The sequence below is a fragment of the Streptomyces sp. NPDC051963 genome, assembly GCF_044593495.1.
GTDB lineage: Bacteria > Actinomycetota > Actinomycetes > Streptomycetales > Streptomycetaceae > Streptomyces.
Genome location: NZ_JBIUCC010000008.1, coordinates 273,155 through 286,210 on the forward strand (window position 1 = coordinate 273,155; position 13,056 = coordinate 286,210).

Consider the following 13,056-nt stretch of genomic DNA (forward strand, 5'->3'; position numbering starts at 1 on the left):
CCGGTCCGGTCTGCGTCCGCCGTCATCTCGAATGTAGTCGGCACCTCCGACAGCGCACGCCCCTTTATGGCAATGGGCGCCCCCTGAAGAGCGGCAGGTGGTAGGGGACCTTGAAGGCCGACTCCGGCCCCGTCCTCACCCTGTCCTACCGCGCGCCTACCCACTGTGCACGCGCCCAGACTCGATCGAACAGGATCGAATACGACTGAATCAAGCCTCTTCTGATTGTTTTCCGTTTCCTGCGCCTGGTTTCGGGGAACGGCCGCTGGGCAGCCGCGCTGCAAGGAAGCGTAGGTAAGGCTTCCGTTTCCGGCGAGCGAGGGGTTTGGTGGTGGCGTTCTACGTGACCGGCGACGAGCACGGCGAATGGGCCGTGCTCCAAGTGTCGGGCGAGCTGGATCTGGTGACGTCGCCGGTGCTGCGTCAGCGGGTGCACGACGTGGTGGCCGAGGGGCGCCACAGTCTCGTCCTCGACCTCTCCGAGGTCCTGTTCTGCGACTCCAGCGGTGTCGGCGTCCTCATCGCGTCCCGCCGTCTCATCCGTTCCTGCCAGGGCAGCCTGCGGCTGATACTGCCCGCACAGGGGGCGGTGGACGGCTCCCACGTCAACAGGGTGCTCGGCGCCCTCGGCGTGCGACGCCTGTTCGAGGTCTATCCGGACCTGGACGCGGCGGTCGACGACGGGACCGAGCCGCTCTCGGCGTGACCCGCCGCCATGGAGCCCCTGCGCTCGGTACACGGCGCGCGTCGCTCTGCCACACCGTTGTCGCAAAATTAGCCCGGTCTTGGCACAAGCGACGTTTTCGGCTCCAGGCCGGCTCCGGGCGTCGTACGCTCCGTGCCAGAAGCACCCCACGTGAGGTAAGGCGGCACGAAGAGACATGGTCAGCAGCGAGTACGAGCGCAGGATCGCCGCCCGGTTCGCCACCTTCGATCAGGACGGCAACGGCTACATCGACCGCGAGGACTTCAGCGCGGCGGCCAAGAGGCTGCTCGCGGAGTTCGGTATGGCGGCCCGCTCCGACAAGGGGCAGGCCCTGTACATCGGAGCCGAGGCGTTCTGGCAGGGCATGGCCGGCATTGCGGACCGGGACGGCGACCAGCGGATCACCCGGGACGAGTTCGTGGGCGGCGCGGTCAAGCGCCTGCGCGACAACCCGGACCGGTTCGCCGAGATCGCCCGCCCCTTCCTGCACGCCGTCCTGGCGATCGCCGACCCGGACGGCGACGGATCGGCCACCGTCGCCGACACCTCGCGCGTGCTCACCGCCCTCGGCGTGAGCCAGGAGATCGCCACGACAGCCGCCGCCAGCCTCGACACGGACGGTGACGGCAAGATCGGCGAGGCGGAGATCGTCTCCGCCTTCGCCCGCTACTTCACCGTGCCGGAATAGAGCCACCGCTCCGTGCGCGAGCAGCTGTTTCCCGCTGGTTCCCGCTATTTCCCGGGCCTCGAATAGCGCTCGCGCAGCTTGTACTTGAGCACCTTCCGCAAGGTCTCGTTGCGCGGAAGGGCGTCCACCACCTCAAGCCGCTCCGGCAGCTTGTGGACCGACAGCCCTTCCGCGCGCAGGTACGACGTCACCGCCTGAAGTGTCAGCTCACCGGCGTTCGGTGGCTGTGCCCCCATCTCGATCACCGCACAGACCAGCTCCCCGCGCTCGGCGTCCGGCAGCCCGATCACGGCCACGTCCCCGACGGCCGGGTGCCGGTGCAGCAGGTCCTCGATCTCCTTCGCCGAGATGTTCTCGCCCTTGCGGATGATCACGTCCTTCAGCCGCCCGGTCAGCACCAGATGCCCGCTGTCGGTCAGCCGCCCGAGGTCACCGGTCCGCAGGAACCCCTCCGCGTCGAACGCCTCCGCCGTCTGCGCGGGATCCAGGTACCCCCGGCACACCGCCTCTCCGCGCAGCCGCACCTCCCCCCCGTCCACGATCCGTATCTCCATCCCGTCCGGCGGCCGCCCCTCGGTCGTCGCCAGGTTCTCGACCGTGTCGTCCGGCGCCCCCATCGTGATCATCGGCACCTCGGTCATGCCGTACCCGTGCGTGAGCTGCGCGCCCAGCTCGCGTACGACGGCGTGATAGACCTCGGGCGGCTTCGGCGCCCCGCCGCCCGCGAGCAGCCGCAGGCTGGGGATGAGCTTCTCCTCGGGCCGCTTGCGCTGCTCGGTGAGGAACATCGAGTAGAAGGCCGTGGACCCGCCCGCCATGGTCACCCCGTGCTTGCGGTACCCCGCCAGTGCGTCCGGCAGCGCGAACTGCTCGAACAGCACCGCGGGGAAGCCGTACAGCAGCAGCATCACCATGTAGTCGGGGCCGCCGATATGGGCGTACGGGAAGGCGATCGAGCCGACGTCGGCGGACGTGGGGCGCAGTGCGTGCGCGAGGCAGGAGCCGCCCGCGAGCAGTGAACGGTCCGTGTGCAGCACGCCCTTGGGGTCGGAGGTGGTGCCGGAGGTCCAGTAGATCCAGCGGACGTCCGTGCCGTCGGCGGGCGGCGCGGGCAGTGCGGAGGGATCGCCGTCGGGCAGGACGTCGTACGCCTCGAAGATCCCCCGCGCGCCGAGCCGCCGCGCCATCGCCGTGTGGTCGAAGCCGCGCCACTCGCCGGGCACGGCGAAGTACTCGGCCTTGGACTCCCGCACCGCGAAGCCCACTTCGCGGTCCCGGTAGAACGGGATGACCGGCGACTGCACGGCGCCCAGGCGGGCCAGCGCGAAGGACAGCAGGGCGGTTTCGATGCGGGTGGGCAGCTGCCAGGCGACGACCGTGCCGGGGCGTACGCCCATGCCGTACAGGCCGGCCGCCACTCGCTCGGCGCGGTCGTGGAGTTCGCCGAAGGTGAGGGTGCGGTCGTCCTGGAGGAGGGCGGGGCGGTCGGGGGTCAGTTCGGCGCGGCGTGCGACCAGTTCCCAGAGTGTGCGCGAGGAACCCAGGGCGTGTGCGGTGTCGTTCACGACGACCCCCTCTGGCTGACGGTGTGTCAGATCGTGCGGAGAGCGTAGGGCTCGGCGCCTTGTCGGTCCAGGGGTGCGGGGCTAGCCTGCTGGTGAATCTGACGGATCGTCAGGCAGGTGACGGATGGACCTCACGTACACGCCCGAAGAGGAGGAGTTCCGGGCGCGGTTGAGGGAGTGGCTGGGCAAGGCCCTCCCCGCCCTGCCGCCGAAGCCGTCCCCGGACGACTGGCCCGCGCGCAGGGCGTACGACCTGGGCTGGCAGCGCATGCTGTACGACGCCGGGTACGCGCATGTGCACTGGGACGCCTCCCCGACGCTGCGGCTGATCTTCCTGGAGGAGACCGAGAAGGCGGGCGCACCCTACGTGGGGGCGAACTTCGTCGGGCTGCTGCACGCCGGGCCCACCATCGCAGCCGAGGGCACCGGGGAGCAGCGGGCGCGCTGGCTGCCGCCGGTCCTCAGGGGCGAGGAGGTCTGGTGCCAGGGCTTCAGCGAACCGGACGCCGGATCGGACCTGGCGGCGCTGCGCACGCGCGCGTGCCGGGACGGCGACGACTACGTGGTGAGCGGGTCCAAGATCTGGACCTCCCACGCCGAAGTCGCCGACTGGTGCGAACTGTTGGTCCGCACCGACTCCTCCGCGCCCAAGCACCGCGGCATCACCTGGCTCGCCATGCCCATGGACGCCCCGGGCATCACCGTACGTCCGCTGCGCACGCTCGCCGGTTCCGCCGAGTTCGCCGAGGTGTTCCTGGACGAGGTCCGGATCCCGGTCGCCAACAGGGTCGGCGACGAGAACGACGGCTGGCGCGTGACGATGGTGACGCTGTCCTTCGAGCGCGGCACGGCCTTCGTCGGCGAGGTCGTCGCCTGCCGCCGCGTCCTCGGCGAACTCGCCGCCGAGGCCCGGAAGAACGGCCGCTGGGACGATCCGCTGCTGCGGCGCAGGCTGGGCCGGCTGAACGCCGAGTTCCGGGCGCTGTGGCGGCTGACGCAGTGGAATGTCAGCGAGGCGGAGAGCGGGGTCCCCGGAGTCGGGGGTTCGGTTTTCAAGCTGAGGTATTCGCAGGCGCGGCAGGAGCTGTACGACGCCGCGGCCGACGTCCTGGGCGCCGATGCCCTCGACCTGGACCGGCCCTGGACGCTGGACCGGCTGTCGTCCCTCTCCTACACGATCGCCGCCGGCACCTCGCAGATCCAGCAGAACATCGTGGCCGAGCGGATCCTCGGGCTGCCGAAGGGGCGGTGACCACGCGCATGAGATTCCAACTCACCGAAGATCAGCGAGCGTTGCGGGACGGCGTACGACAACTGCTGGCACGGCGTTTCGACGGTGTTGCACTGCGGGCGGCCGTGACGGCGCCCGGTCTCGACCGAGGGCTGTGGCGGGCCCTCGGCGAGGTGGGCTTCTTCGCGCTGCGGCTGCCGGAGGCGGACGGCGGGGTCGGACTCGGGCTGCCGGAAGCGGTGTTGGCCTTCGAGGAGACGGGCCGGGCGCTGCTGCCGGGGCCGCTGGTGGCCACGCAGCTGGCCGCGGGGGAGGTGGCGGGCGCCGCGGACGGGGAGACGGTGGTCGCGGCCGTGGACGGGGGCGGGTTCGTGGAGTGGCTGGCCGAGGCGGATGTCGTACGAGGGGACGCCGCCGGGGCCGTACCGCTGCGGTCGGTCGACCCGCTGACCCCGCTGCACCGGGTGCGAGGCGGCGGGGCTGCCGTGGACTCCGTGGCCGTTCTCCTGACCGCCGCCGAACAACTCGGGACCGCCGGGCGGGTGTGCGAACTGGCGGTGCAACACGCCCGGACCCGTGAGCAGTTCGGGCAGCCGATCGGGGCCTTCCAGGCGATCAAGCATCTGTGCGCGGGGATGCTGGTGCGAGCGGAGGTGGCCCGGGCGGCGGTATATGCCGCTGCCGTCACCGCCGACCGGGCGGACATCGCCGCGGCCCGGCTGCTCGCCGACGAGGCCGCGGTGCGCGGCGCCCGCGACTGTCTCCAGGTGCACGGCGGTATGGGCTTCACCTGGGAGTCCGAGGTGCATCTGCATCTGAAGCGGGCGTGGGTGCGGGCTCAGCGTGGCGGTGATGTCACGGAGAGTGAGGAGTTGCTTGCGGCCGACCTGGTGGCCTGAGGGGCGGCGAAGGCGCTGGGCTGCGGTATCGCGAAAGCGCGCGGAATGGATGTCGCGGATTGTGGCATACCGGAATTACGGAGCGTTGATATCGGGTTGTGTCCTAAGGGTGACTCGTCACGGCCTGGAGTCGGCGTCCTGCTCCGGTACCTTGTGTGGGATGCGAGTGGTTCCGAGCACGAGCCATGCCGGTGTTGCCCTTGAGGCGGCCCCGGATCCGGCGATGCGCGCCTGTTCGACTCGCCGCAGCGAGCGTCGCACAGTATGCCGCACGGGTACTCCTTCGCGCTGGAATATGCCCGAAGCGCTTGTTGGGGTGACTGTACGTCAACCATGCTGTCTCGTAAGGGATTCACGTTCTGTGAGCCCGGCTCTGGCCATTGTTCTGGTCATGCAAGAAATGGCTACGATTGTGGCGCTCGTGTGGCGCGAGGTCATGTGTCCGCCGGTTCGGATGGTGTGAGCGGTGCAGGTGCTTCAAGTGCAGCTGGAGATCCGGCCCGACCCCGCAGAGGTGGGGCGCGCCCGGCGGTGGGCCCGTTCGCGGCTCGCCGGGTCCGGGATAGGGGCCGATGAGCCGCTCGCCGAGACGCTGATCCTGCTCGTCTCCGAACTGGTCACCAACGCCGTGGTGCACACCGGCTGTCCGGCCGTACTGCGGCTCTCGCTGCCCGCGGCGGCGGCCGAGTCGGCGGCCCCGGTCCGCCTGGAGGTGGCCGACGCCAGCGACTGCGCTCCGGTCCGCCGGTGTGTGGACGGCGACGAGACGGGCGGTCGCGGTCTCGCTCTCGTCGACGGTCTCGCCGACCGCTGGGGCTGGAGCCCCGAGGGGGCGGGCAAGCGCATCTGGTGCGAACTGGACCGCTGCACACAGCCGCCGGAGGCGGCGACGGCGTTCACCGGTGGAGCCTCGGCGTACGAAGGGTATGAAGGGCTGGCGTACGAGGCTGTGTAGCCGTGAGCCGTCCTGTCTTCCCGTGCTGTTGTGGTGTGCCCCCCGGCGCATGGTCGCGGGCGTGGCGGCAAACGCTTACCGGCCTTACCCGCCCGGCCGGGGTATGCGCCCGGAAATGCTTCCGTGCGCGGCCGCCGAAAACGGGATGTAAGTGATTAATCTCCGTTCGGGTGTTGACTCGGCGTGACCGTTTGATCACTCTGGTGGTCAGCGATTCGCCGCGAGGGGACGACGAGGGTTTCGGTGACGGGAGCCCTCGGCGAGCGTGGGTCGTGATTCGGCGTCGGTTCCCTCGGGGCCATGGGGAACGCCGGAGCCGGATGGCGGCGCGCGAGACCGTGCTCGGGGCGGGCGCGGCGCGTCGCCAGCCGGCATCACCCGGGGGCGGACGCGAGACCGGCGACTAGAGAACGGCCACCGGGGCCACCGGAGTTCCCGTGGCGCCGACGAACGGCTCGGGCATCGCCGACAGCAGGAAGTCGAACCTCCCGACTTCTCCACAGGCTGTGGACAACTCTTCGAGATTCCAGTTCTGGCCTTGCAGCATCCCCATCTCCACGAGATCGAGCGCATGCACGGGCAGCCACAAATCCTCGATCTCGGGCGGAAATATCTCAAACGTCAGGGTGTCGTTCGCGACGGCCGCGACATCGCGCGCGTGGAACCACTCGGGGGTGCGGATCGACAGTCCGGGTGACGGATAGCCGTACGCGTGCTTGTCCCCGGCGAGATACACCTGCACCTGTCCGGTCCGTACGAGCACGATGTCACCGGCACGCACGCGCGTGCCCGCGAGTTCCTCGGCGGCGTCCAGGTCCTCCGGCGTGACGGCGTGCCCCCCGTCGAGACGGTCCACGCCGTGTGCCTTCGCCACATCGAGCAGCACTCCCCGCGAGACGATGTGCCGGGTCTTGTCGATGCCGCCGAACTCGGCGCCGCCGTGCGGGGTGACGGTGTCGGCCGGGCGGCCGTTGTAGAGCCGGCCCGAGTGCGAGGCGTGGGCGAGCGCGTCCCAGTGGGTGCCGGCCTGCAACCCCATGGTCACCACGTCGTCGCTGCACGCGATCGTTCCCGGGCCGAAGACCTCCTGGTTGATCTGCACCATGGCGTGCAGCGGATTGACCCGCCCCGGAATCATCCCGGTCTGGACGCCGTCCTGCCTCAGAGGAAGGGCGAGCGGAACCCGCCGCCCGCTCCGGACGCATGCGGCGGCCTCGCGCACGACCTCGTCGGTGATGAGGTTGAGCGTCCCGATCTCGTCGTCGGTCCCCCAACGGCCCCAGTTGCTGACGCGCTTGGCGATGTCATGAAACTCGGCCGGTAGTGACATGTGAGCCTCCCCGGGGCTTGTCTCCAGGTATCCGACAGGCCATAAAATCTAACGGTCCGTCAGAAACCGCGGGAAGGGGCCGGACGTGGGGAACTTCTTGGCAGGCAGGGTCGTCGCCGTGACCGGCGCCGGCCGGGGCATCGGCCGGGCGGTCGCGCTCGCGGCCGCCGCCGAGGGCGCACGGGTCGTCGTCAACGACTACGGCGTCGCGATCGACGGCGCCTCCCCGACCAGCGAGGTCGCCGAGGCCGTGGTCAAGGAGATCGAGGCGGCCGGCGGCGAGGCGGTCGCCGTGGCCGACGACGTCGCCACGATGGCGGGCGGGCAGCGCGTGGTCGACGCGGCGCTGGAGTCGTACGGCCGCCTCGACGGTGTGGTGTGCGTGGCCGGGATCCTGCGCGAGCGGATGCTGTTCAACATGACCGAGGAGGAGTGGGACCCGGTCGTGGCCACGCATCTGAAGGGCACGTTCACGGTGTTCCGGGCGGCGTCGGCGGTGATGCGGAAGCAGCGGTCCGGGACGCTGATCGGCTTCACCAGCGGCAATCATCAGGGCTCCGTCTCCCAGGCCAACTACAGCGCCGCGAAGGGCGGGATCATCTCGCTGGTACGGAGCGCCGCGCTGGGGCTGCACAAGTACGGCGTGAGCGCCAACGCGGTGGCGCCGGTCGCTCGTACGCGGATGTCGGCGAACGTGCCGATGGAGCTGGCGGAGATCGGGGAGCCGGAGGATGTGGCGGCGCTCGTGGTCTACCTGTTGTCGGAGCGGGCCGAGGAGGTCACCGGGCAGGTGTACACGATCGCCGGGCCGAAGATCGCGGTGTGGGCTCAGCCGAGGGAGCTGCGTGCCGCTTATGCGGAGGGGGCCTGGACGCCGGAGCGGATTGCGGAGTTCTTGCCGGGGTCGGTGGGGGTGGATCCGATGCCGATGCTTTCGCAGGTGGCGGGGATGGAGAGGGCTGCGCGAGATGGTGACCGGCCTAACGCCCAATAGCTCGGGGCTTGCTCTGGGTTGGCGGCTGCGGGTTGTCGGTGGCTTGTCGCGCAGTTCCCCGCGCCCCTGAAGGGGCGCTGTAGTTGGCCGGTACTACTAGGGAGGCCCCTTATGGACTTCGGGTTCGCGTCGGAGGATGAGGCGTTTCGTGCGGAAGCGCGGGCGTGGCTCGAGGAACACGCGGGGGGTGGGCAGGACCGGCGTAGTTGGGAACGGGCCCTCGGTGGCGCCGGGTGGATAGGGCTTGCCTGGTCTGAGGCCGGTTACGGCAACCGGTCTGCGAGTCTTACCCAACAGGTCGCCTGGGCCGAGGAGTACGCGCGTTCCTCGGCGCCCCCGCGTTCGGGGCACATCGGGGAGAACCTTCTCGCGCCCACGCTGATAGCGCACGGCAGCCCCGAGCAGAAGGCCCGGTTTCTGCCGGCGGTCGCCGCGGGCGAGGAACTCTGGTGTCAGGGGTACAGCGAACCCGGCGCAGGGTCCGACCTGGCGGGGATCCGTACGACGGCGACGCGGGAGCCGCAGGGGGCGTACCGCATCACCGGGCAGAAGATCTGGACGTCGCTCGCGCACGAGGCGGACTGGTGCTTTGTGCTGGCGCGTACGGATGCGGAGTCCCGTCGCCACCGAGGGCTGAGTTTCCTGCTGGTCCCGATGGATCAGTCGGACCACATAGACGTCCGCCCCATCCGACAGATGACCGGCACGAGCGACTTCAACGAGGTGTTCTTCGAGGGTGCGCACGCGCGCGTGGAGCACGTCGTCGGCGGTGAGGGGAACGGCTGGCGGGTGGCGATGAGCCTGCTCGGTTTCGAGCGCGGTGTCTCCACCCTCGCCCAGCAGATCGGCTTCGCACAGGAGTTGGCGCAGATCGTGCGCACGGCCGTGGAGACGGGGGCGGCGGCCGATCCGGTCGTACGGGACCGGATCGTGCGGCAGTGGGCCGAGTTGCGCACGATGCGCTGGAACGCTCTGCGCACGCTGGGCAGTTCCGGCGACGCGGGCGCGCCCAGCGTGGCCAAGCTGCTGTGGGCCGGCTGGCATCAGCGGCTCGGCGAGCTGGCGATGCAGGTGCGGGGCGCGTCGGCGAGCGTGGGTCCGGCGGACTGGACGCCCTCGGCGCCGTATGAACTGGACCCGCTCCAGCACTTGTTCCTGTTCTCCCGGGCCGACACCGTCTACGGCGGCTCGGACCAGGTGCAGCGCACGATCATCGCCGAGCGGGTGCTCGGTCTGCCCAGGGAACCCAAGGGGGTCGTCTGATGCGTGCAGTGGTGTTCGACGGGAAGCGGGTCGAGGTCGTCGACGACCTGGAGGTGAGGGATCCGGGGCCCGGCGAGGTGCGGGTGGCGATCTCGGCGGCCGGGCTGTGCCACAGCGATCTGTCGGTGTTGGACGGGACCATACCTTTCCCGGTTCCTGTGGTGCTGGGCCATGAGGGTGCGGGCGTCGTGGACGCGGTGGGTGTGGGCGTCACCCATGTCGCGCCCGGTGATCATGTCGCGCTGTCCACGCTGGCGAACTGCGGGACATGCGCGGAGTGCGACCGGGGGCGGCCCACGATGTGCCGGCGGGCGATCGGACGGCCGGGGCAGCCCTTCACCCGGGACGGCCGGCCGCTGTACCAGTTCGCCGCAAACTCGGCCTTCGCGGAACGGACCGTGGTGAAAGCGGTCCAGGCGATCCGTATCCCCGAGGACATCCCGCTGCCGTCGGCCGCGCTGATCGGCTGTGGCGTACTGACCGGAGTCGGCGCCGTGCTCAACCGGGCGAAGGTGGACCGCGGGGACAGCGTCCTCGTGATCGGTACCGGCGGCATCGGTCTCAACGTCATCCAGGGCGCCCGTATCGCCGGCGCCCTGCGGATCGTCGCCGTCGACGCCAACCCGGCGAAGGAGAAGGTCGCCCGGAGCTTCGGCGCGACGGACTTCCTGACCTCGACGGACGGCGTACGGGACATCCTGCCCACGGGCGCCGACCACGCCTTCGAATGCGTCGGCCGGGTGGAGCTGATCCGCCAGGCCATCGACCTGCTCGACCGGCACGGCCAGGCTGTCCTGCTCGGCGTCCCCCCGGCCACCGCCGAGGCGTCCTTCCTCGTCTCCTCCATGTACCTGGACAAGTCCATCCTCGGCTGCCGGTACGGCTCGTCGCGTCCGCAGCGTGATGTCGCCGTGTATGCCGAGCTGTACCGCCAAGGGCGCCTGATGCTGGATGAGTTGGTCACGGAGACCTACCCGGTCGAGGACTTCGAGAAGGCGCGGGCGGACGCGGAGGCGGGACGGGTGGCGCGAGGGGTGCTGACCTTCTGACGGGGCCGGCGAGGGCGGCCGGTGCGTCGATTTCAGGGCGGATACGAGAAGTTGTCCACAGGCCGGGGAAATCCTGTCGTCCACTGTCGGTGCCGCCACCTAACGTCGTCCCATGGCCTACCGCGATGTCGCCTCGAAGCAGGTCCTGACCTGGTCCTGCGTGGCCATCGGCGCCCGAATGCCGGTGGCCATGGCTCCGCTTGCCCTGGTCTTCCTGGTCCGCGAGCGCCCCGGCGGCTACTCGCTGGGCGCGACCCTGGCCGCGGCCTATGTGATCGGCGAGATCATCGGCGCACCCGTCCTCGGTATGCGCCTGAATCCAGCACGGGCCCGACCCCACCTGGCCGTCGGCCTCGCCGCCGGCGCCGTCGGTTTCGCGGGCCTCGGGGCCTTTCCGGGCGCGCACCCCGCGATACTCGGCGGGTTCGCCTTCCTCGCCGGTGCCGCCCCCGCCGCGGCCCCCGGCGGTCTGCGCGCCCTGCTGACCTCTCTGGTCCCGGGACGCGCGGCGGCACAGGCCTTGTCCCTGGAGTCGATCCTCACGTTCGGCGTGTGGGCGTTGTCCCCCGCCACCGTCGCCGGTCTCGCCCTGGGCGTGGCCCCGGGTCTCCCGCTGCTGCTCGCGGCTGCCCTGATGGCCTGGTCGGTCGCGGGCCTGTGGCTCCTGCCCGCGGGATGGGAGGCGGACGGGCAGGACGGGGCGGGCTTCTCGAAACTCCGGGTGCTGACCGGCGCTTGGCCGGTGTATGTCACGGGTGCGGCGAGCCTGTCGCTGCTCGCCCTCGCCGAACTCGTACTGCCCGCCCTGCTGGAACAACGCGGCATCGGCGTCGGCTGGTCGGGGCCGCTGCTCATGGGCATGGCGCTGGCCGCGGCCGGCGGCGCGTTCCTGTACGGGCTGCGGTCCTGGCCGGGGCGGCTGCGCACCCGCAGCGTCGTACTCATGACCGGGATGTCGGCCGCCGTCGCCCTGGTGGCGCTGATACCGGGCGCGCCCGGCATCGCGACCGCGCTGGGCGTCGCGGGCCTGCTCCAGTCGGGCGCGATGCTCACCCGCACCCTCTCCCTGCGCGAGGCTCTCCCACCGAGCGCCCTGGCCGCCGGCTACTCCGTCATGTACGCCGCGGTCGGCGCCGGTTACGCCGCCACGGGCTCCCTTGCCGGTGCCCTGCTCACCGTCGCCGCCCCCTCGACGGCGATCCTGTCGGGCGTGGCCCTGACCATGGTGCTCACGGCGGTCGGTTGGTGGGGGGAGATACGCACGGCCCGTTCAGCGCAGGGCGTCGGCCCTGCCGTCCTCGACACCGCCGCCCCCGGACCGGAAGGTCCTCCGGTAGGCGGTGGGTGTGACCCCGAGCGCAGCCTGTAGGTGCTGCCGCATCGACTGGGCCGTGCCGAAGCCGGAGTCGCCGGCGACCTGGTCGACGGACAGATCGGTGGACTCCAGCAGATGCCGGGCGCGTTCCACCCGCTGCTGGGTGAGCCACTGGCCGGGGCTGACGCCGACCTCCTCGCGGAAGCGGCGCGTGAAGGTGCGTACGGACATGGCCTCCTGCTCCGCCAGGTCGCGCAGTTGGATGGGCTCGTGGAGGCGACCGAGGGCCCAGGCGCGGGCCGCGGTGGTGGACGCCTGCTGCGGCTCGGGCACCGGGCGGTGGATGTACTGCGCCTGGCCGCCGTCGCGGTGGGGCGGTACGACCGTGCGGCGGGCCACCTCGTTGGCGATCGCGGTGCCGTGGTCGCGGCGCACCATGTGCAGGCACAGGTCGATCCCGGCGGCGACGCCCGCCGAGGTCAGTACGTCGCCGTCGTCGACGAACAGGACGTCGGCGTCGACCTTGATCTGCGGGAACAGCTGCTGGAAACGCTCGGAGTCGGCCCAGTGGGTGGTCGCCGGGCGGCCGTCCAGCCGGCCCGCGGCGGCGAGGACGTACACGCCGGTGCAGATGGATGCGAGCCGGGTGCCGGGGCGGATGTGGGCGAGGGCGGCGGCCAGTTCGTCGGTCAGCACGCCCTTCTCGAAGACCGGGCCGAGTTCGTACGACGCGGGGATGATCACGGTGTCGGCGGTGGCCAGGGTCTCCGGGCCGTGCGGTACGTGGATGGAGAAGTCGGCGTCGGTCACGACCGGGCCCGGCGGCCGCACCGAGCAGGTGACGACCTCGTACAGGTGCCGTCCCTCGGTGTCCTTGGGGCGTCCGAAGATGCGGTGCGGGATGCCCAGCTCGAAGGGGAGCAGTCCGTCGAGGGCGAGGACGACGATGCGGTGCGGGCGGAACTCCGGCTCACCGCGCATGGCTCGATCGTTGGTGGCCCGATCCTCCGTGACTCGATCCTTCATGGCCCGATCCTAGCGAATGCTGTCCTTCGGGCCAA

The 13,056-nt window shown here is 70.8% G+C and carries 12 protein-coding genes; 9 read left to right on the plus strand and 3 right to left on the minus strand.

All coding sequences use genetic code 11. The features are described from left to right. Nucleotides 1–325 precede the first annotated feature (325 nt). Complete coding sequence (locus ACIHFB_RS32715) at nucleotides 326–706, plus strand: STAS domain-containing protein (RefSeq protein WP_210588922.1); 381 nt, start codon at nucleotides 326–328, stop codon at nucleotides 704–706. 175 nt (nucleotides 707–881) lie between these two features. Beyond that, on the plus strand, nucleotides 882–1,394 hold the full coding sequence (locus ACIHFB_RS32720; protein WP_365275899.1) for an EF-hand domain-containing protein: 513 nt from the start codon (nucleotides 882–884) through the stop codon (nucleotides 1,392–1,394). A gap of 44 nt (nucleotides 1,395–1,438) precedes the next feature. On the opposite strand, the gene ACIHFB_RS32725 is transcribed toward ACIHFB_RS32720, so the two are convergent. Next, nucleotides 1,439–2,959: a class I adenylate-forming enzyme family protein gene (locus ACIHFB_RS32725; RefSeq protein WP_400128844.1), complete on the minus strand. Its 1,521-nt coding sequence runs from the start codon at nucleotides 2,957–2,959 to the stop codon at nucleotides 1,439–1,441. A gap of 124 nt (nucleotides 2,960–3,083) precedes the next feature. Between ACIHFB_RS32725 and ACIHFB_RS32730 the strand changes: the two genes are divergently transcribed. From ACIHFB_RS32730 to ACIHFB_RS32740, 3 genes are all read left to right on the plus strand, one after another. Then, nucleotides 3,084–4,211 carry an acyl-CoA dehydrogenase family protein gene (locus ACIHFB_RS32730; protein ID WP_400128845.1) on the plus strand — a complete coding sequence of 376 codons (1,128 nt, stop codon included), beginning with the start codon at nucleotides 3,084–3,086 and terminating at the stop codon, nucleotides 4,209–4,211. An 8-nt stretch (nucleotides 4,212–4,219) separates the two neighbouring features. Then, a complete protein-coding gene (locus ACIHFB_RS32735; RefSeq protein WP_400128846.1) occupies nucleotides 4,220–5,089 on the plus strand; it encodes an acyl-CoA dehydrogenase family protein in 870 nt (289 codons plus the stop codon). A 481-nt stretch (nucleotides 5,090–5,570) separates the two neighbouring features. Further along, a complete protein-coding gene (locus ACIHFB_RS32740) occupies nucleotides 5,571–6,044 on the plus strand; it encodes an ATP-binding protein (protein ID WP_365276771.1) in 474 nt (157 codons plus the stop codon). A gap of 403 nt (nucleotides 6,045–6,447) precedes the next feature. On the opposite strand, the gene ACIHFB_RS32745 is transcribed toward ACIHFB_RS32740, so the two are convergent. Continuing rightward, nucleotides 6,448–7,374: a cyclase family protein gene (locus ACIHFB_RS32745; RefSeq protein WP_365275910.1), complete on the minus strand. Its 927-nt coding sequence runs from the start codon at nucleotides 7,372–7,374 to the stop codon at nucleotides 6,448–6,450. Between the two features lie 85 nt (nucleotides 7,375–7,459). Here ACIHFB_RS32745 and ACIHFB_RS32750 point away from each other — a divergent pair, with 85 nt between their 5' ends. The 4 genes from ACIHFB_RS32750 (at nucleotide 7,460) to ACIHFB_RS32765 (ending at nucleotide 12,049) form a co-directional block, all read left to right on the plus strand. Beyond that, nucleotides 7,460–8,368 (plus strand): SDR family oxidoreductase, encoded by a 909-nt coding sequence (locus ACIHFB_RS32750; protein WP_365275913.1) that lies wholly within the window; start codon nucleotides 7,460–7,462, stop codon nucleotides 8,366–8,368. Between the two features lie 111 nt (nucleotides 8,369–8,479). Then, nucleotides 8,480–9,631, plus strand: a complete 1,152-nt coding sequence (locus ACIHFB_RS32755) for an acyl-CoA dehydrogenase family protein (protein WP_365275916.1) — start codon at nucleotides 8,480–8,482, stop codon at nucleotides 9,629–9,631. Beyond that, nucleotides 9,631–10,680, plus strand: a complete 1,050-nt coding sequence (locus ACIHFB_RS32760) for a Zn-dependent alcohol dehydrogenase (RefSeq protein ID WP_365275919.1) — start codon at nucleotides 9,631–9,633, stop codon at nucleotides 10,678–10,680. The genes ACIHFB_RS32755 and ACIHFB_RS32760 overlap by 1 nt, the downstream gene beginning before the upstream one ends. Before the next feature lie 112 nt (nucleotides 10,681–10,792). Then, on the plus strand, nucleotides 10,793–12,049 hold the full coding sequence (locus ACIHFB_RS32765) for an MFS transporter (RefSeq protein ID WP_365275922.1): 1,257 nt from the start codon (nucleotides 10,793–10,795) through the stop codon (nucleotides 12,047–12,049). Here the strand turns inward: ACIHFB_RS32765 and ACIHFB_RS32770 are convergent. Next, a complete protein-coding gene (locus tag ACIHFB_RS32770) occupies nucleotides 11,951–12,976 on the minus strand; it encodes a helix-turn-helix domain-containing protein (RefSeq protein ID WP_365276774.1) in 1,026 nt (341 codons plus the stop codon). The two genes, ACIHFB_RS32765 and ACIHFB_RS32770, sit on opposite strands and share 99 nt — an antisense overlap. Between the last annotated feature and the right edge of the window lie 80 nt (nucleotides 12,977–13,056).

Excerpts from the sequence above, each read along its gene's own strand:
- ACIHFB_RS32720 (WP_365275899.1), top strand. The coding sequence starts at position 882 with ATGGTCAGCAGCGAGTACGAGCGCAGGATCGCCGCCCGGTTCGCCACC.
- ACIHFB_RS32730 (WP_400128845.1), top strand. The coding sequence starts at position 3,084 with ATGGACCTCACGTACACGCCCGAAGAGGAGGAGTTCCGGGCGCGGTTG.
- ACIHFB_RS32735 (WP_400128846.1), top strand. The coding sequence starts at position 4,220 with ATGAGATTCCAACTCACCGAAGATCAGCGAGCGTTGCGGGACGGCGTA.
- ACIHFB_RS32745 (WP_365275910.1), bottom strand. The coding sequence starts at position 7,374 with ATGTCACTACCGGCCGAGTTTCATGACATCGCCAAGCGCGTCAGCAAC.
- ACIHFB_RS32755 (WP_365275916.1), top strand. The coding sequence starts at position 8,480 with ATGGACTTCGGGTTCGCGTCGGAGGATGAGGCGTTTCGTGCGGAAGCG.
- ACIHFB_RS32760 (WP_365275919.1), top strand. The coding sequence starts at position 9,631 with ATGCGTGCAGTGGTGTTCGACGGGAAGCGGGTCGAGGTCGTCGACGAC.
- ACIHFB_RS32765 (WP_365275922.1), top strand. The coding sequence starts at position 10,793 with ATGGCCTACCGCGATGTCGCCTCGAAGCAGGTCCTGACCTGGTCCTGC.
- ACIHFB_RS32770 (WP_365276774.1), bottom strand. The coding sequence starts at position 12,976 with ATGCGCGGTGAGCCGGAGTTCCGCCCGCACCGCATCGTCGTCCTCGCC.